The following is a 17,411-nucleotide window of genomic DNA, read 5'->3' on the forward strand; positions in this document are numbered from 1 at the left end:
ACTGGGACATAAATAGTTACTTATGTCCCTGCCATCCTTATCGTAAGAACGCATTAATTAACGACTAGCTCAGCTATTTATTCTTCCTGTTTCTCATTAAATTCGGTCGGGTCTGTTGGTGATTCAGTAGATTCTGATTTATTGCCGGATTTAATCTCACCACACAAAATCCGTGCACCTGTATTTCCACTTGGCTGGCTAACACCATCATCTTGTGTCTCATCGACGATCAAAGAGGTTCCTTCTCCTCTGAGCAAGGACATCTTCCCCTCTTTTAATGTTGCACCGGGAAGCATTAATTCTGCATCAACTAGACCACCTGCATCTGCTTCGATATTAGGCAAATCTCCTAGGTGAGCACCATCAGGATGCATTAAACCATGTTCTTTTCCCTCTGGATCCAAATGATTCCCAGCAGTTTTAAAATCTGGTGCTTTACATTTCGCATATTCATGAACATGTACTCCATGGAACCCAGGTGTTAGACCTTCTAATTTCAATTTAATTTGGACCCCATCTGGCTGCTCTAGAAGGCGTGCGGTTCCAACCATATCGCCTGATGTGTTATACATATCTACCGTTTTCGTTGTTTCAGCGGTACTTTGACAGGATACCAATAAAACAATTGATAATAGGAATCCAAGTCTTAATCGCATTTTCACTACTCCTCTATCCTCATTGTAGGAATAGTATTTGCCAAAAACAGTTTGATTAACAAAAAAAAAATACCTGCTCTAAAAGCAAGTATCGTTATGATAATGGCTGATTATGATCTTGTTTACTGATTTGCTCATGGTATTGATGTTCAAATTCTTTCTCTTGTTTTTTGGAGTGCTTATAAAATACATATAATGCGACAACTGCTCCAATTACAAAAATAGTAAGTGATATCGCTGCAGGTATGTACTCTGATTTATCCTCTGGAAAATACAAAAATGGCATCATATTTCTTCACGTCCTTCTTTCCAATAAGTATACCAAATTATAATGGATTACTAAACCGTTCTATTTAAATGTTCGCCAATTTGTTAAAAATTTGGCACAATGAAGAAGAGGGGGTTGGCTTATGCATCTTTTTTCGATAGGTAATCTTGTGAAAACACCATACAAATCTGGCATCTATATTGGGGAAATTATTGAAGACCGAAGCGATAAATTTCTCGTTAAAATCTTAGCAGTTGAAAAACATCCGATCCAAGGGGATTTGCATCACCCCAAGCAGGTTGACGGAGTCCTTTTTCACGAAAGGAAAGCATTAGCACAATATGAGAAAATTAATGTGTTAAAGGATATCGTTACACCCTATGAAGAAGATGCTATTCCCGACTATGGCGAGTCATTAAAACGTGCTGTCACCACATATCGCGAGCAATTACAACGTAAAGAAGGTGCCTATTATACACAGGCATTACATGCACTCGAAACAGTAGAAAAAAGCTATTATATTGGGCGCAATTACTAAAATCAAAAAAATAAAGCCAGAGACATATGCTCTGGCTTAGCCTTACTCACCTAAATTTTCTTTAATAACGTCTGCAATTCCTTGGATTGCTTCTTCTTCGTCACTTCCAGTTGCTGTTACAGTAATCTCCGCACCTTTTGGAATACCTAGTGACATAACACCCATAATAGACTTTAAGTTAACGGTTTTATCATTGTATGTCATTTCTACTTCTGATTGATATTGACCCGCTTTATTTACTAATAGTGTTGCAGGGCGAGCATGCACACCTGTTTCTGCAGTAATCTTGAATGCTTGTTCTTTCATAAACTATTCATCCTTCCAACGTAAGATTCGCTTGTACAAATTTTATGTACTTTCCTCTCAATTATTCAGTGATCAAATCGTGAATAATTGAACTTACCTGTATTATATACAATTTCTTTTGGTAATGAAACTAAAAAGTGTAATTTTATTGTTTGTCTTTAGTGTATGGTTGTGATAACTTTATTTCTAGTAAGCGTTTTAGGAGGAAAAAAACATGAGTGTACATATCGGTGCAAAACAAGGCGAAATTGCTGATAAAATTTTACTACCAGGGGATCCATTACGAGCAAAATATATTGCCGAAACCTTCTTAGAGAATGTTACACAGTACAATCAGGTACGTGGTATGTATGGATTTACCGGGACTTATAAGGGTGAGCGCATTTCCGTTCAAGGTACTGGAATGGGAGTTCCCTCAATTTCTATTTATGTAAATGAATTAATCCAAAGCTATGACGTACAAAAATTAATACGCGTTGGAACCTGTGGTGCCATCCAAAAAGATGTAAAGGTTAGAGATGTTATTTTAGCACAGGGATCAACAACTGATTCACAAGTAAATCGAATGATTTTTAATGGAATTGATTATGCACCACTAGCTGATTTTGAATTACTAAGAACAGCTTATGAAGTAGGAACTGCAAAAGGCATGAATTTACGAGTTGGGAATGTCTTTACTAGTGATACATTCTATCGTGAAAATGCTGCTGAGATAAATGAATTATTAGCAAGATATAATGTCCTAGCAATTGAGATGGAAACGACAGCATTATATACACTTGCAGCGAAATCGAATCGCCAGGCACTGTCCGTTCTAACCGTTTCTGACCATATTATCACTGGAGAAGAAACAACTGCTGAAGAAAGACAAACAACATTTAATGAAATGATGGAAATTGCTCTAGAAACGGCAATTAAATAGTCCATTAAAAGCGTGAAACCAGCCTCCATTTAGTGGGGTTGGTTTTTTTATTGTCACCCTTAACTTGCTTATGGTTGACAATTATTTTTCATCTTATTATTCTAAAGATAATGAGAGGAGTAAAATGATGAAAAATATACGTCCTGTAGAAATAACAATCGGTGCATTATTTGTCTGTTTAATGGTGATTGGTGCCAACATTACAGTGTGGTTTCCTTTCCTTGCTGTACCAATTGGAGGCACATCAGTTCCATTGTCTCTCCAAACATTTTTTGCTATTTTAGCTGGCCTTATGCTTGGAAAACGGTTAGGCAGCTTTGCCATGATTACCTATGTTCTAATTGGTGTCGTTGGTGTTCCAGTTTTTGCGGGGATGCATGGTGGACCGATGCAATTATTGACACCGACTGGTGGATTTATAATTTCGTTTGTTTTCACAGCATTTGTCGCTGGATGGGTTGCCGAACGTAAAACACTGCCTAATTTATCTCGTTACCTACTTGCCTCCATACTTGGGCTAGTTATAAATTTTGCCTTTGGTGTTACTTTCATGTATGTTGCAATGAATGCTTGGCTTCATTTAGAAATTTCCTACTTAGCAGCATGGATTGGCATGGTACCATTTTTGGTAAAGGACTTTGCATTAGCATGTTTAGCTGCATTATTTACTGCTAGGGTAATCAATCGCCTACCAATGAAATGGAAAACGATAAACGCTTAAGCGCATTTCCCACTTTCTTTTTGGATAATAACGTTAAAATCATATTATATTTTCCTTCGGTTATGATAAAATAACGACATCATTAGGTTTTTCAATTTTGAAGACATAACGGAAAGGAATTGGCTAATGCATTTAATTTCGAACTACCCTCTAACAGCAGCGCTCACCGCCATTATCTTTGCGCAAGTTGTTAAGATTCCGATTCGCCTGATTGCGACTCGTGAATTCATGCCTGGTCTTGCGTTTAGTACTGGAGGGATGCCAAGTAGCCATTCTGCTGCCGTGACAGCACTGTCAACAGCAATTGGACTAACAGAAGGGTTTAGCTCCACACTATTTGCAGTGGCAGCAGTGTTCAGTATCATAACGATGTTTGATGCATCGGGGGTTAGAAGACATGCCGGTGAACAGGCGACCGTGCTTAATCGACTAGTCAAAGATTTCCAAGTCCTCATCGACGGAGCTAAAAATTGGGAGAAAAAAGGGAACTATGAAAAACGAGAAGATTTAAAAGAGCTACTAGGTCACCAGCCAATAGAAGTTTTCTTTGGAGCCCTGACCGGCATTATTGTTGCCATCGTACTCTTTCAGTTATATTAAGAGGCTGGACAAAAGGTATTCCAAGATAAAATTTGAACGTCGTGCACAATATCCACTTCGAATATTAGTGCACGACGTTCGTGTTTAATTCATAATTATATTTCTTTTTTCCAGCCTCTTATTCATTAACTTTTATTTATTTGTTCTCGAAATACCTGTAATGCTTTATTTTCATTAAGATTATTCAAAACCTCTTCAGATAAAGTCCCTTTTCCCTTTTCCAGGATGTAAACCTCAACTTCACGTTTACCCCATTTGCTGTAAACTTCGTCAACTGTATCAAAGTATAGATCTATTTTATGATCATTGATAGCGCTACCTTTATCAGCAACTACACCAAATCCATAATCAGGTATCCATAAAATGGTACCAATCGGAAAAACATCTAAATCTGCTGCTATGGTTGAATATAAATCACGTTTTACCTTCACACCGGAATACGTGAGACCATATTGTGGATGATCTGGTGTTTTGCCTGTTGATTCCACACCAGCCGTGTAGCCTGTAGCGATAACAGTAGCAGTTGGGTAATTTTCAATTTCCATTGCCTCTTCTACTGATTTTGGCCCTTCAATATGTTCACTGGATATATAGTGTTGCTGTTGTTTACTATACAATAAATCCTTTTCCTTCAAAGCTATCTTTCTATGTTCTGCGGGGTGAAACGTATATTCCCGCGAAGAAGCAACATGATCCTGCTCAAATCGTACTGCAATGTCAGCGTACGTGACATTAGAAATACTGGAAATAGTCGTCCAGAATGCTAATATGAACAGAATGGACATGCCCATTCTTCTTATAATTTTACTGATTTTCAATAATAACACCTCTCTGGATGTCATCATTTCCAATCTAGTAAGATTTTATTCATGTTGAATAAGGAATGGATTTAGCTAGAATACTATTAGAACATCTGATAACCATTTTTCCGTAAAAATTTTATGACAACTCCTGATACAATCGTACCTACAAATCCTGCTGATAAAATAACAATATCAGCTGGCGTTATCGACAATAATTCAGAAAATCCCTTTGAAAACGAAGCTCCTGGAGCTTTAAAATAATCTCCAATCGCGATTTTATCGACAATAAATAAGACAATAAATGGATAAATAAAGGCCATTAACCATGTTCTTCTAAGTAACATATTTAAAATAAAGGCGATTCCAAAAAAAATCACAAAAAACAATACGATGGAAACGACGAATTGTATCAAATTTATTCCCCTCTTCTTTTACACAATCATTCAAACACAATTTTATATTCAATTCATAAAAAAAGCAAAGACGAGTTCCTCATCTTTGCTTTGTCATCTTCTTTTATTTACTTGTATACAAATTAATAAAAGAAATTAAATTTACCTTTTTTCAGAACTAAGCCGATTCCGCCTAGTTTTAATAGATAACGATTATCACTCATTTTCTTCATGAAAGTAGCTTTCCAACCGAATAGCTTCTTGTCACCGAAGACAACACCCATACCATCAGTATGGCCAAGTGAAGCAAGTGTACCTTGTGAATTGTATTCGAAACCTTCTAGCTCGCTATGCCCTTTTACAAGTGCAACAATATTATGTGCAACTGTTGCAGATTGTTGAATAGCGATTTGTGCTGTTGGAGGGTAAGGACGTTCACCATTCATAATTAGTGCACAATCTCCAATTACAAACACGTTATCATAATCAGGTGCACGCATATCGCTACGCACTTGAATTTTTCCACGATTTGTTTCAAATCCTGACTTTTCAACGATGGAGTTAGCTTTTACACCTGCAGCCCAAACTGTTGTTAAGGTCGGGATTTCAACTAGCTTACCATCTTTTTCGTAGACAACTCCATCAGGTTTACTTTCCTTAAGCAATGCACCAGTAATGAATTCTACGCCACGAGCTTCTAATGAATTCATTGCGTATTCCACTAATTCAGGATCAAATCCTGGTAATACAGTTGGAGCACCTTCTAAGTTAATGATTCGCACTTGAGACTTATCAATATCATATTCCTTACATAATTCCGGAATACGGTTTGCTAATTCTCCAACGAATTCGATACCTGTGAATCCGCCTCCACCTACAACAATATTAAGTCGCGCAGGGTTCTTTTCTTTTTCATTATGATATTGTGCAAAGTTGTAATCTAAATGTTCTCTAATAAGACGAGATGTATTAATATCATTAATCATGAATGCATTTTCTTCTAATCCAGGAATACCAAATGTTGCTGGTTCGAACCCTAGTCCAATAACTAGATAGTCATAGTCTAATTCGCCATTTTCAAGTTTAACTTTCTTTTCTTCTGGCTTAATCTCAACAACCGCATCCTGTACAAAGTTAACTTTATGTGGATTCACAACATCTTTAATTGCGACTCTAGCTTGATCCTGATGAACAGTTCCAGCTGAAACCTCATGTAACCAAGTAGTTTGATAATGGTAGTCATTCTTATTCACTAGTGTAATATTTGCTTCATTTGAACCTAATGACTTCTGTAGCTTGACAGTTGTCATCATTCCCCCATAACCAGCACCTAAAACAACAATGTTAGGCTTTTTCATTCATAATCACATCCATTTATTTGTTTTTTATTACTTTTGAGTATGTGACAACTTTCACGTATGAATACAAAAAAAGAGATAAAGCCAACATGGCTTGTCACATATTCGTAATATATTATCCAACCTATATGATAGACCTTTTAGTAATTATTTTCAACCCTAAAAACAATTTTTCAACTCTTCCTAAATACTTGAAGACAAAGGAATTACAAACAATAGGGTTTTATGGTACGATGTTAGTGGAATTTTGAATTGCTAAAGGAGGTAGTTAATGTGTCGGAAAAGCTATATGATGTCACGATTATTGGCGCTGGTCCAGTTGGATTATTTACCGCCTTCTATGGTGGAATGCGTCAAGCTAGTGTTAAAATAATTGAAAGTTTACCACATACTGGTGGGCAATTATCTGCCCTATATCCAGAAAAATATATATATGATATTGCAGGATTTCCTAAGGTACGTGCACAGGAGCTAGTGGATAATTTAGAGAAACAAGCTAGTATGTTCGATCCAACCATTGTTCTTGGTCAATCCATTGAACAGGTGGAACGATTAGAAGATGACTCGTTCCAGTTAACGTCAAACACTGGAGAGGTTCATTACACGAAGACGATGATTATTACTGCTGGTAATGGAGCCTTCCAACCTCGCCGTCTCAACATTAATAACTCTGAGGAGTTTGAAGGTGTTAATTTACACTACTATGTGAAGGACATGAATCAATTTAAGGATAAAAAGGTTGCCATTTTAGGTGGAGGAGATTCAGCGGTTGATTGGGCACTTATGCTGGAGCCAATCGCGGAAAAAGTTTCGCTTGTACATCGCCGAGATGAATTCCGTGCGCACGAGCATAGTGTAGAGCAACTAAAGAATTCAAGTGTAGATGTTATAACACCGTTTACCCCAACTGAAATTGTAGCAACAAATACAATTGACGAAGTACTGCTTGAAGAAGTCAAAGGGGAACGAAAAATCACATTAGAGGTTGATGATGTAATTTGTAACTATGGCTTCATCTCTACATTAGGTCCGATAAAAGACTGGGGACTTGAAATCGAAAAAAATAGTATCGTTGTGAATACGAAAATGGAAACCAACATTCCTGGTATTTATGCTGCTGGAGATATTTGTACATATCCTGGTAAGGTGAAATTAATTGCTACAGGATTTGGCGAAGGGCCAACTGCTATCAATAATGCTAAACAATATATTGATCCAAAAGCCCGTGTACAACCTAAACATTCAACTAGTATGTTTTAAAATATAAAAGCTAGAATACGGCTTACGTATTCTAGCTTTTTTTTAACATTCGCCTGGTGTTCCTTCTCTGTCTTTTGCGCGGAAGGACGAGCCACAGCCACAGGATACAATTGCGTTCGGATTATCGATACTGAATCCGCCACCCATCATATTCTGCTTGAAATCTATTTTAGTCCCCTCAATGATTGGAATATCCTGTTTAAATATAACCACCGGGACACCATTAATATCTTCTATTAAATCTAATTCTTCATTAACTTCTTCATCAAATCCGAGTGAATAAGATAATCCGCTGCAGCCGCCACCTTTTACCCCAAAACGCAGACGCGCATTTTCAGATTCGTCCTTCATCATATCCTTGATTTGAAGACTTGCACTATCTGTTAGCGAAATAACCATCTTAATTCCTCCCTAAAAGATTGCTTATCCTTATTATAAGGACACTAGCATATGCTTTTCAAATAAAATGTTTTACTAAGTTAAAGAAAATAATAACTTCCGGTTGCAATAACTTCTGCTCCACCCGTCATCCAAACAAAACCATCATCATCCCACTTAATTTCTAAATCTCCCCCCTGCAAATGAACCGTAATGGGCTTTCCATTTGATGCAAAACCATTTAAGATTGCCGCCACTGCTGCAGCGCATGCCCCAGTTCCGCAAGCTTGAGTCACACCAGAACCTCTTTCCCACACACGAAAATTAAGTTCTGTCTCATTTACTACTTCCACAAATTCAACATTCACTCCTTCTGGAAATCGAGAATCTTGTTCAATGATTTCGCCCAATTCATATAAAGGAGCTGTTGTAATGTCATCCACGAAAAAGACAGCATGAGGGTTTCCCATGGATACAGCTGTTAGTCTTAATTCTCGATTGGCAACGTCAAATGGCTTACTTACTATGCTCTCCCGTTCTTCACCACGCATTGGAATAAGCGAACGCTTAAGACGTGGCTTACCCATATTGACTGTGATTTCTGTAACAGAGCCACCATTCGTTTGAACAGTTGCATCCACAATTCCGGCCTTCGTTTCGATTTGAAAGTCACGCGATTTTACAAGTCCTTGTTCAAAAGCGTATTTAGCCGTACAGCGGAGGCCATTCCCACAGGTGTTCCCTTCTGAGCCATCCTTATTAAATATTCGCATGCCTACTGCAGCTACCGTACTAGGGTGAATCAAAATTAACCCATCTGATCCGATGCCCGTATTCACATTGGAAATTTCCCTAGCGATGGCTGGTAAACGTTTTTCTTCTATTTCAAATTGGAATAAATCAACATAAATATAATTATTGCCTAAGCCATGCATCTTTACAAAAGGTATTTCCATTTAACAGCCTCATTTCATTTGTTCTAATAATGGTACATGATAATTGGTAAGCTCCGCATAAATATCTTTTAATCTTGGAATTCCTTCTGCAACCATTTCATCATTTACAAAAACAATGGGATAAAACATATCTTCTTCCACCATTTTTTCAATAAAATCACGATGTTTTTTCAATTCCTGTGATTCATTTATATCAACATATTCATATTCAAGTTGGTCTACCTCATACTTTCTTGCAATAGCAGCCTGCAACCATTCATACGTATCCTTAGAACTCGGAGCACCGACACAGCTTGCACAAATCTGTTCAGCACCATATACTGTGATAATCACTTTATCCTTATCCAATTCACAACCTCCGATTCCGAAATTTTCTTATAGTTTCTTTTATTTTACAAAAACTTTAACTAAAGATAAAATAATAATGATTATTAGTAGCTATGAATTTAACAATAGATTTTTTACCGAATTACCTTTATAATATAGATAGGAAAGGAGAAGATGGATAATGCGTGAACAAGTACAGGAAGTTTTAAATAAATTACGCCCATTCTTACTTCGAGACGGTGGAGATGTGGAGTTAATTGATGTTGATGATAATGGCATTGTACTTCTTCGTCTCATGGGTGCATGTGGAAACTGCCCAAGCTCAACAATTACATTAAAAGCTGGTATCGAGCGTGCATTAATGGCTGAAGTACCAGGCGTTAAGGAAATTGAACAAGTATTTTAATTTAAAATAGCAAAAAGCAGACAACTTGATTTGTCTGCTTTTTTTATGGAATACTCAAATCAATACATTAGGTAACTCCCTTTAGGACAACCATTGAATAATTGGTATATCGAAGCTTTTATAATCAACTTCCATCACATCATAAAGCTGTCCCAACCGCTGTTCGTAAAGCTTCTGTCTTTCCATATACCCCCTTAAGGCAACATGATACTGATCAAAATCATTCCCATAAAAGCACCTTTCAATAAAATCAAATAAATGGATAGGAAAGACTAATCGTGCATATAAAAGTCTCCAGCTAAAAACAGATAATGGTCGGATGGATTGATAATCACTCATAAACTTGACTACTTCGTCTGTAATTTTTTCATCATTTTCTAAAAATTTATACCGTATGAATTCGGCTAGATCCCGGCTAGGATGATCATATACTAACTCATCGGTCCAAATCACTGGTTCTACTAAATTTTCCTTATAGCGTTGAAATGTAAAAACACCCTGATCCCCATAATGATATCGCTTATCACTTTCACTCTCTTGTATATATTGAATAGCATTTTCACTTATTCCGACAAGATATGGGAGAACGTCAATCAGAAGGCGATAATAGTCAGTCGGGTGCTCTATTGCTTCTTTTTGTATTTTCTGTTCAAAGGCTGTTAACTTATTTATCCATAGGTTTTTCCACAGACCGTAGCTTGAGATTTCTTTCGGTTCATACGGATATGCTGCTGTTTTCTCATGAAACTGTGCAAGGGTCACACCATGAGAATCTCGCAGGTTTTCCTGTAATTCAGCTACTCGTAATACGAGGTAACGATTATCCTCTTGATTGACAAACCACTTATTATCATTAGTCGGTATTGGAAGCGCCGTATGATTATAGCCGTTTTCGGAAAGATAATAAGCAAGTGCCGCTTGCTCCATTTGAATCATTTCCTTGTTCGTAGCGTTAATGATAAAATAAGTATAATCTTGATCTCGAAATCCTGTTCTTCCAAGAACACTTACATAATCCTTCACATAAATATTATAATTAGTTAACAGTAATTCTTTCATATAAAGATTCCCTCCCGATAACCCCATTACTATAAATTGTATGAAGGAATCAGTTAATCTTAACCTGTAAAAGGAGAATCAATACAAAACATGGGAAAAAACTTAAATCAAAGTGAACTTGAACAAAAAGCGAGAGAATTATTACAGGAACGTGGTGTTTCATTAGAAGAGATTGCAGAATTAGTGTACTACCTTCAATCAAATTACCACGAAAATTTAAGTATGGATGATTGCTTATATAATGTAGACCGGGTTTTAGAAAAGCGAGAGGTGCAGAATGCCATTCTTACTGGTATTCAATTGGATAAACTTGCTGAGAAGAAGTTATTAGAGGAGCCATTACAAACTGCGATTGAAATTGACGAAAGCCTATATGGGGTTGATGAGATTATTGCTTTCTCCATCGTCAATGTTTACGGGTCAATCGGGTTTACGAACTATGGCTATATCGATAAACAAAAACCAGGTGTTTTAAAACGACTAAATGATAAATCAAGTGGTGAATGCCATACATTCTTAGATGATATTGTTGGCGCAATCGCTGCCGCTGCCTCAAGCAGACTTGCCCACTCATCTGCAGATGACAAATTACTTGACGATTAAAAAGATGCTGGGACATAAGTGTTAATGGTTAGATAAAATCCGAACGTTGGTGCACGATACCCGCTCCGGAATATACTTCGTTGAACAGTGCATTGTTCGTCCTTTTATCTTCTCATTTTACTTATGTCCCAGCCTGTTTTTTTAGTCTCGGAACCATTCACTTAAATCTTTTATAAAATAAGTTGGCTTAATTGGTAAGGATTCATATTCCTCAAACGGTGTAACACCAGTAAATACCATTAATGTATCCATTTCAGATTTAATACCAGCTTGAATATCTGTATTATAATTATCTCCTACCAAAATGGTATCTTCCTTCGTTGTACCTAATACAGCTAATGCTTCCTGTACGATGATTGTTTCTGGTTTACCTATAAACACTGGTTGCTTTCCAGTACTAAACGTAATAACCGATGTCATCGCACCATTCCCTGGAAGCAGTCCTCTTTCTGTTGGTAGAGCATTATCGCTATTTGTTGAGAAAAAGGCAGCACCGTTTCGGATTGCAATACATGCCTTTGCTAATTTTTCATAGGTAATGTCCCGGTCGATTCCTATTACAACAGCATCACAATTTTCATCATCTGTAATTTCGACACCTTCTCGTTGCAACGAATCAAATAATCCAACTTCGCCAATCACAAAGCATTTTGCATTTGGCATGGTTTGCTTCACATACTTGGCAGTTGCCATACTACTTGTAAATACCTCTTCTGTACTTGCCTCAATACCTAATTGTATTAGCTTTTCCGTTACTTGTTCTGGTGTTTTGGATGAGTTATTAGTTAAGAACAAATACGGGATCCCTTGTGATTTGAGAGTTTTTATAAAATCTGGTGCTTCCTCAATCACTTCATTTCCTCGATACATCGTTCCATCTAAATCAATTAGATAACCTCGGTAATTCTTCAATTCTAATTCTCCTTCAATATCATACCTAGCGTATTATTCTTCCGTTGTAAATGCGTTTGCTACCCCTAATTCATTGGTTAAATAATTTCTAATATGTAACGTAAACTGATTTAACATTGCATCATATTCCATAAGTGTTTCATGTAATTGCTTATAATCAACATGTAAATAATCGTTAACAAGCATTTTTCGAAGTGCAATAACTTCTTTATATGCATCACCTTGTGAAGTAGGGATGACTCTTTCATCAATTAAAATATCAATAATATCCTCATAGCTACCCGGATCACGCATAATAAATCCATCGATCATCATATTTCCAACATCAATAATCGCTTCCACTAATAGCTGCGCCAATCTCTCAAATGCCAGTTTTTCTAAAAAGGAATCTGTGCTAAAGGATTTTTTTTCAGCTAATAATTTTTCAATAAATTGTAAAGTTTCCTCTACCTTTTTGCGATCAACAAAATACATGATGTAACCTCCTGTACCGTCATGTGTTTATCATATCATAAAAAATTTCGACAATAAATTAGAAACGCCAACAAATGGAATAGTAGAATAGCAATTGTTGCAAAAGCTACTCGTAAAGAAAGGAATGAGGATGATGACTAAGCAGGATAAGAAGAAGCAATACGCCGATTTTTCCAATGTAAGGAGGAAGAAGAATTACTTAATTCCAGAAGAATTTCCAGAAGGTGCCTTTGGCTCTAGCATAAAACAGGATGAGCCAGTTCAAAGTAAGTCAACACCATGGCAGGAAGGGCAACAAAGAGACAGTGCATTTGTCTACCCTGATAGAGAACAACATGAAGATGTACCAAGACAAGCTGATGGCGCACATCCACTTCATGATTACGATGATGAAATTTAAGTTGACATATAAGTACATGAGGAGATTAAAGAACGAACAATGTACTAATTCAGCGTAGGGAATTTACGGGAATTCCTTGAAATAGAAAACCGTTTTTTTCTTCGTGTGAAATATCGCTGCTGAAGTGTTCCTTGGGACAGTGATTACCCGCCCACCGAATACATTTGTCCTGCAGGAAGACTGCCCTAGGTGAGACCACGGAAGAGCGATATATCTAAGGAGACTCAGCATCCGCCCGTGGTCAAGGTAGACACTGCGAGGTTCTTTCGAGCAGATGTCTCCCCTGTGCTGAATTGAAAGCGGAGTATAATTCCCGAAGCAGGTATAGTGCCTACACATTTTGTCCTGGCTGTTAATCTACTTTCTTTAATACAAAATAGGCACAGCCAAAATTACAGTATTCATATAAATAATCATCCAAAGCACCAATACGCGAGTCGTCTGTTGCTTTAGAATTGTGATCATGATAGAAGCCTTTTAACCGTAATTGCTCATATCCCCAATCACCCACAATAAAATCATATTTCTTCAAAATATCAGAATACCGTTCTTCAAGCACTTCTTTTTGAAATCCATCTTTCACATTCTCAATTAACTCATAATTTTTTCCAAATAGTTCTACCAACCAACTTCACCCCTCTTGCGTTATGTATAGTTTACCACATTTTTGCCAATATCAGCTATTCCGTTTTTCATTGCATGATTTCTTTATTATACAACAAACTACTAGTAATGTTAGTCTAAGCACTTTTAGCTGAGGAGGAACAATTTCATGAAGCGAATTTTATTGCTCAGTATGATATCCATAGGAATTTTTCTAACGGCATGCTCTCATACTGATAGCTCATCAGGAGAACGGGAACAAATGCTGGATGAGTTAGATCCAAATCGAGAAAATAAAACCCAAAACAATACAGACATGCAAGATAAGTTAGGATATGTCAATTATACAAGAGATCAAATCCAAGAGGATTCTGAGGAACATCATGTTGCCACATTAAATCGTATTGAAATGGCCGATATGATTGCACGTTTAATTCTGCGAAATGAAGGGTTTAATGAGGTAGCAACATTAGTTACGGATGCAGAGGTATTAATCGCCTACGATCGAAGTGATGAAGTAGACCGAGAAACCGCTGCAGAAATCGCTAGTAAAACTGCTGTGTCCGTCATGCCAGGCTATTTTGATGTATATGTATCGGATAATGAATCACTTATCCCTGATATTCAAAGCCTGCATAATTCTTCAGCAAACAACAAAAATTATCATAACACATTAGAACAAATTATCTCAGAAATGAAAAAATCCCCACAAGGTATTCAACATAAGGAAGACATTTCGGACTAACATCTCTCTGTTAGTCCGGTTCTCCTTTCCAAAAAAAGAGGTGAAAAACATTGTACACAAGAAGCATTCATTCCCTTTATATCGTACTAATTCTAATGTTCTGCCTATCCAATACTCCAGTAGAAGCTCAAGAACAAGAAACCGTATATGATAAGCGTCTGGCTCTCTATAAGAAAACGGCAGCATTAACACAGATTCCATGGTATTACATTGCGGCCGTAGATCAATATGAGCGGCAAATCTATAAGGATATAGAAGATGATCAAGTCATATCCATTCGTTTTCCATCTGATTTATGGTACGGTGCTGGGAACAATTCCATGGACATTAAAAAAATCGAATTCTTTGATGGAAAAGGAAAAGATGGTAACGGTGATAACAAAGCCGACCCATCCGATGGCGAGGATGCTTTATATACAATGGCTTCCTTTTTACAAGAATACGGCCATACTGAAGAGGATATTAAAATTGGCTTATGGAATTATTATAAACGAGACTTAACTGTCCAAACGATTAAAAATACGGCGAAAGTATTTAAGAAGTTTAACGATATTTATTTAACAGACCGTGATTTCCCTTTAGCGATTAATCATACTTATAGTTACCGAAATACATGGGGGGATCGAAGAGGGTTTGGTGGTAATCGAATTCATGAAGGAACGGATATTTTTGCTGACTACGGAACACCGGTGAAATCAACTACTTATGGTGTTGTCGAATTAAAAGGATGGAATCTATATGGCGGTTGGCGAATTGGCATTCGAGACATTTATAATATTTATCATTATTATGCGCATCTTGCTGGTTATCAAGATGGGGTGAAAGTTGGGCAAATCGTCAAACCAGGTGACGTACTTGGTAAAGTCGGCTCTACTGGATACGGACCTCCTGGCACCTCTGGTAAATTCCCACCTCATTTACATTATGGAATGTACAAGGACAATGGCTATAGTGAATGGTCCTTTGACCCTTATCCATATTTAAAAAAGTGGGAACGAATGGCAAAGAATAAAAACTAAGAAAAAGACTGCCTTAGATAAATCTAAGACAGTCTTTCGGCTTTATTTTGCTTCTTTTCCTTTTTTCACAGCATGCATAATACTTGCTGCTAAACCTCCCCAAACAATTACAATAGAAAGTATCATAAAGAAAATCCAACTCATCTTATTGTGCCTCCTTTGTAAGTGTTTCTTCCTCTTCTGCTGTAGATGGTCTTTTCCATTTAGTTAACGTTATAAGGACACCAACAACTAATGCTCCAATTGCTACTGCCCATCCACCCCAAGCAATAAATGCATCTGGATAACCTTCATAGTTACCATTTGGTGTATCAAATTCCTTCAATAAATTTTGCTTGAATAATCCAAACATCATATACCCTAATACGATAGGTGTAATAATAGATAAACAAATTGTCCACCAGCTACCTAAGCGAATATCTGAAATTCCATTTGCATGTTCTTTCAAATCCTTCAACTGCCTTAAAATCCATGCAATCAAGATAACTTCAACCAATCCCATTAAGGCAACACCAAATTGGTTAATAAAGTAGTCTGCAGCATCTAGGAAGTTTAATCCACCCTGCGTTGCAAATAAAATAGAAATTAGCGCTGATAATCCCCCACCAAATGCAACTGCTTTTGTACGGGAAATATTAAATTTATCAACAAGACCAGCTACAAACGTCTCTGTAATTGAAATTAATGATGTTAAACCTGCTAACACAAGTGATGCAAAGAATAAAAACCCAAATAACCCGTTCAATCCTGGGAATTGGTTAATAATTTCTGGGAATACCATGAAAGCTAACCCAACCCCACTACTAACCACTTCATCAACTGCAACACCTGATTGCCCCGCCATGTAACCTAAAATTCCAAATACACCAATACCGGCTAAGATTTCAAAGCTAGAGTTCCCAAATCCAGTAATAAAGGCATTATTGGTAATATCTGATTTCTTCGGTAAATAACTTGCATACGTAATCATAATCGCAAATGCAATGGATAAACTAAAGAATATTTGTCCATATGCTGCTACCCACACATCTGGTTCTAAAATCTTGCTGAAATCTGGAGTAAAGAAAGCTTGCAGTCCATCAATTGCTCCAGGTAATGTAATGGCACGAATAACGATAATAAGGAATATAATGACCAATGCTGGAATAAAAATTCTATTTGCAATTTCAATTCCTTTTTTAACTCCTTTAAATAAAACCCCTAATGTAATGACCCATACTAAAATCAATGGAATGAAAACGCCAGGGACAATACTTCCTACCTGACCAGCATCTACAACCTTTAAATAATCATTTAACAAGAAACCTTGTGTATCTGATCCCCAGCTCAGATTGAATGAAAATACGGAATAAGACATTGCCCAGGCAATAATAACCGAATAGTAGGTTGAGATTACAAAGGCAATTAGTACAGCCCACCAACCTATAAACTCAGTTTTCTTATTCATGCGTCTGTACGTAAGTGGTGCAGAACCTCGATACTTCTGACCCATTGTAAATTCTAAAATCAACAACGGAATCCCTGCTGTTAATAGTGCGAATAGATATGGCACGAGGAATGCCCCACCGCCATTTTCATAGGCTACCGATGGAAAGCGCCATATATTTCCCAAACCAATAGCAGATCCAACTGCAGCCAAAATAAAGCCTGCTCTTGTTCCCCACTGAGAACGAGTTTCCATTTAAAGACCTCCTCATCATTATAT

Annotated in this window: 25 protein-coding genes; 10 read left to right on the plus strand and 15 right to left on the minus strand. The window is 37.1% G+C overall.

What is annotated here, in order from left to right; all coding sequences use genetic code 11:
* Window positions 1–77 precede the first annotated feature (77 nt).
* Together JF53_RS07290 and JF53_RS07295 are read right to left on the minus strand one after the other, a co-directional pair.
* The gene (locus JF53_RS07290; RefSeq protein WP_047979656.1) at window positions 78–656 is read right to left on the minus strand and encodes a superoxide dismutase family protein; all 579 of its coding nucleotides are present in this window, start codon (window positions 654–656) and stop codon (window positions 78–80) included.
* A 94-nt stretch (window positions 657–750) separates the two neighbouring features.
* Window positions 751–945: a hypothetical protein gene (locus JF53_RS07295; RefSeq protein WP_047979655.1), complete on the minus strand. Its 195-nt coding sequence runs from the start codon at window positions 943–945 to the stop codon at window positions 751–753.
* Window positions 946–1,066: 121 nt separating this feature from the next.
* Here JF53_RS07295 and kapB point away from each other — a divergent pair, with 121 nt between their 5' ends.
* On the plus strand, window positions 1,067–1,462 hold the full coding sequence (gene kapB, locus JF53_RS07300; RefSeq protein WP_047979654.1) for a sporulation phosphorelay system protein KapB: 396 nt from the start codon (window positions 1,067–1,069) through the stop codon (window positions 1,460–1,462).
* A gap of 42 nt (window positions 1,463–1,504) precedes the next feature.
* On the opposite strand, the gene JF53_RS07305 is transcribed toward kapB, so the two are convergent.
* Complete coding sequence (locus tag JF53_RS07305) at window positions 1,505–1,768, minus strand: phosphocarrier protein HPr (protein ID WP_047979653.1); 264 nt, start codon at window positions 1,766–1,768, stop codon at window positions 1,505–1,507.
* A gap of 214 nt (window positions 1,769–1,982) precedes the next feature.
* Between JF53_RS07305 and deoD the strand changes: the two genes are divergently transcribed.
* From deoD to JF53_RS07320, 3 genes are all read left to right on the plus strand, one after another.
* Entirely contained in the window at window positions 1,983–2,690 is a 708-nt protein-coding gene (gene deoD / locus JF53_RS07310; protein WP_047979652.1) for a purine-nucleoside phosphorylase, read from the plus strand.
* A gap of 124 nt (window positions 2,691–2,814) precedes the next feature.
* On the plus strand, window positions 2,815–3,411 hold the full coding sequence (locus JF53_RS07315; protein ID WP_330218282.1) for a biotin transporter BioY: 597 nt from the start codon (window positions 2,815–2,817) through the stop codon (window positions 3,409–3,411).
* Window positions 3,412–3,537: 126 nt separating this feature from the next.
* The gene (locus tag JF53_RS07320) at window positions 3,538–4,011 is read left to right on the plus strand and encodes a divergent PAP2 family protein (protein ID WP_047979650.1); all 474 of its coding nucleotides are present in this window, start codon (window positions 3,538–3,540) and stop codon (window positions 4,009–4,011) included.
* A 125-nt stretch (window positions 4,012–4,136) separates the two neighbouring features.
* Here the strand turns inward: JF53_RS07320 and JF53_RS07325 are convergent, their stop codons facing one another.
* The 3 genes from JF53_RS07325 to JF53_RS07335 form a co-directional block, all read right to left on the minus strand.
* Window positions 4,137–4,829 carry a 3D domain-containing protein gene (locus JF53_RS07325; RefSeq protein WP_047979649.1) on the minus strand — a complete coding sequence of 231 codons (693 nt, stop codon included), beginning with the start codon at window positions 4,827–4,829 and terminating at the stop codon, window positions 4,137–4,139.
* Between the two features lie 86 nt (window positions 4,830–4,915).
* Entirely contained in the window at window positions 4,916–5,227 is a 312-nt protein-coding gene (locus JF53_RS07330) for a YuiB family protein (RefSeq protein WP_047979648.1), read from the minus strand.
* 122 nt (window positions 5,228–5,349) lie between these two features.
* Complete coding sequence (locus JF53_RS07335; RefSeq protein ID WP_047979647.1) at window positions 5,350–6,564, minus strand: NAD(P)/FAD-dependent oxidoreductase; 1,215 nt, start codon at window positions 6,562–6,564, stop codon at window positions 5,350–5,352.
* Between the two features lie 273 nt (window positions 6,565–6,837).
* On the opposite strand from JF53_RS07335, the gene JF53_RS07340 reads away from it, so the two are divergent.
* Entirely contained in the window at window positions 6,838–7,824 is a 987-nt protein-coding gene (locus JF53_RS07340; RefSeq protein ID WP_047979646.1) for an NAD(P)/FAD-dependent oxidoreductase, read from the plus strand.
* A 42-nt stretch (window positions 7,825–7,866) separates the two neighbouring features.
* On the opposite strand, the gene JF53_RS07345 is transcribed toward JF53_RS07340, so the two are convergent.
* The 3 genes from JF53_RS07345 to JF53_RS07355 all read right to left on the minus strand — a co-directional run bounded on the left by JF53_RS07345 (window position 7,867) and on the right by JF53_RS07355 (window position 9,506).
* Window positions 7,867–8,223, minus strand: coding sequence for a HesB/IscA family protein (locus JF53_RS07345; protein ID WP_083443569.1), 357 nt, complete (start codon window positions 8,221–8,223; stop codon window positions 7,867–7,869).
* An 80-nt stretch (window positions 8,224–8,303) separates the two neighbouring features.
* A complete protein-coding gene (gene dapF / locus JF53_RS07350; protein WP_047979644.1) occupies window positions 8,304–9,158 on the minus strand; it encodes a diaminopimelate epimerase in 855 nt (284 codons plus the stop codon).
* Window positions 9,159–9,167: 9 nt separating this feature from the next.
* On the minus strand, window positions 9,168–9,506 hold the full coding sequence (locus tag JF53_RS07355; RefSeq protein ID WP_083443570.1) for a YuzD family protein: 339 nt from the start codon (window positions 9,504–9,506) through the stop codon (window positions 9,168–9,170).
* Window positions 9,507–9,666: 160 nt separating this feature from the next.
* On the opposite strand from JF53_RS07355, the gene JF53_RS07360 reads away from it, so the two are divergent.
* A complete protein-coding gene (locus tag JF53_RS07360) occupies window positions 9,667–9,891 on the plus strand; it encodes a NifU family protein (RefSeq protein ID WP_047979642.1) in 225 nt (74 codons plus the stop codon).
* An 81-nt stretch (window positions 9,892–9,972) separates the two neighbouring features.
* Here the strand turns inward: JF53_RS07360 and JF53_RS07365 are convergent, their stop codons facing one another.
* Entirely contained in the window at window positions 9,973–10,950 is a 978-nt protein-coding gene (locus JF53_RS07365; protein WP_053071820.1) for a protein kinase family protein, read from the minus strand.
* Window positions 10,951–11,040: 90 nt separating this feature from the next.
* Between JF53_RS07365 and JF53_RS07370 the strand changes: the two genes are divergently transcribed.
* Complete coding sequence (locus JF53_RS07370) at window positions 11,041–11,553, plus strand: phosphatidylglycerophosphatase A family protein (RefSeq protein WP_047979640.1); 513 nt, start codon at window positions 11,041–11,043, stop codon at window positions 11,551–11,553.
* 141 nt (window positions 11,554–11,694) lie between these two features.
* Here the strand turns inward: JF53_RS07370 and JF53_RS07375 are convergent, their stop codons facing one another.
* Together JF53_RS07375 and JF53_RS07380 are read right to left on the minus strand one after the other, a co-directional pair.
* The gene (locus JF53_RS07375; protein WP_083443571.1) at window positions 11,695–12,465 is read right to left on the minus strand and encodes a TIGR01457 family HAD-type hydrolase; all 771 of its coding nucleotides are present in this window, start codon (window positions 12,463–12,465) and stop codon (window positions 11,695–11,697) included.
* Between the two features lie 33 nt (window positions 12,466–12,498).
* On the minus strand, window positions 12,499–12,939 hold the full coding sequence (locus JF53_RS07380) for a DUF86 domain-containing protein (protein ID WP_047979639.1): 441 nt from the start codon (window positions 12,937–12,939) through the stop codon (window positions 12,499–12,501).
* 133 nt (window positions 12,940–13,072) lie between these two features.
* Between JF53_RS07380 and JF53_RS07385 the strand changes: the two genes are divergently transcribed.
* Window positions 13,073–13,339 carry a hypothetical protein gene (locus JF53_RS07385; protein WP_047979638.1) on the plus strand — a complete coding sequence of 89 codons (267 nt, stop codon included), beginning with the start codon at window positions 13,073–13,075 and terminating at the stop codon, window positions 13,337–13,339.
* 352 nt (window positions 13,340–13,691) lie between these two features.
* Here JF53_RS07385 and JF53_RS07390 read toward each other — a convergent pair whose 3' ends face one another.
* Window positions 13,692–13,964 (minus strand): YutD family protein, encoded by a 273-nt coding sequence (locus JF53_RS07390; protein WP_047979637.1) that lies wholly within the window; start codon window positions 13,962–13,964, stop codon window positions 13,692–13,694.
* A gap of 147 nt (window positions 13,965–14,111) precedes the next feature.
* On the opposite strand from JF53_RS07390, the gene JF53_RS07395 reads away from it, so the two are divergent.
* Complete coding sequence (locus tag JF53_RS07395) at window positions 14,112–14,687, plus strand: YhcN/YlaJ family sporulation lipoprotein (RefSeq protein ID WP_047979636.1); 576 nt, start codon at window positions 14,112–14,114, stop codon at window positions 14,685–14,687.
* A gap of 95 nt (window positions 14,688–14,782) precedes the next feature.
* Window positions 14,783–15,706, plus strand: a complete 924-nt coding sequence (locus JF53_RS07400; RefSeq protein WP_047979686.1) for a M23 family metallopeptidase — start codon at window positions 14,783–14,785, stop codon at window positions 15,704–15,706.
* 42 nt (window positions 15,707–15,748) lie between these two features.
* On the opposite strand, the gene JF53_RS17435 is transcribed toward JF53_RS07400, so the two are convergent.
* Together JF53_RS17435 and JF53_RS07405 are read right to left on the minus strand one after the other, a co-directional pair.
* The gene (locus JF53_RS17435; protein ID WP_157052475.1) at window positions 15,749–15,850 is read right to left on the minus strand and encodes a MetS family NSS transporter small subunit; all 102 of its coding nucleotides are present in this window, start codon (window positions 15,848–15,850) and stop codon (window positions 15,749–15,751) included.
* Between the two features lies 1 nt (window position 15,851).
* The gene (locus tag JF53_RS07405) at window positions 15,852–17,387 is read right to left on the minus strand and encodes a sodium-dependent transporter (RefSeq protein WP_047979635.1); all 1,536 of its coding nucleotides are present in this window, start codon (window positions 17,385–17,387) and stop codon (window positions 15,852–15,854) included.
* Window positions 17,388–17,411: the final 24 nt, after the last annotated feature.

Source organism: Ornithinibacillus contaminans, assembly GCF_001038425.2.
Taxonomy (GTDB): Bacteria; Bacillota; Bacilli; order Bacillales; family Amphibacillaceae; genus Ornithinibacillus; species Ornithinibacillus contaminans.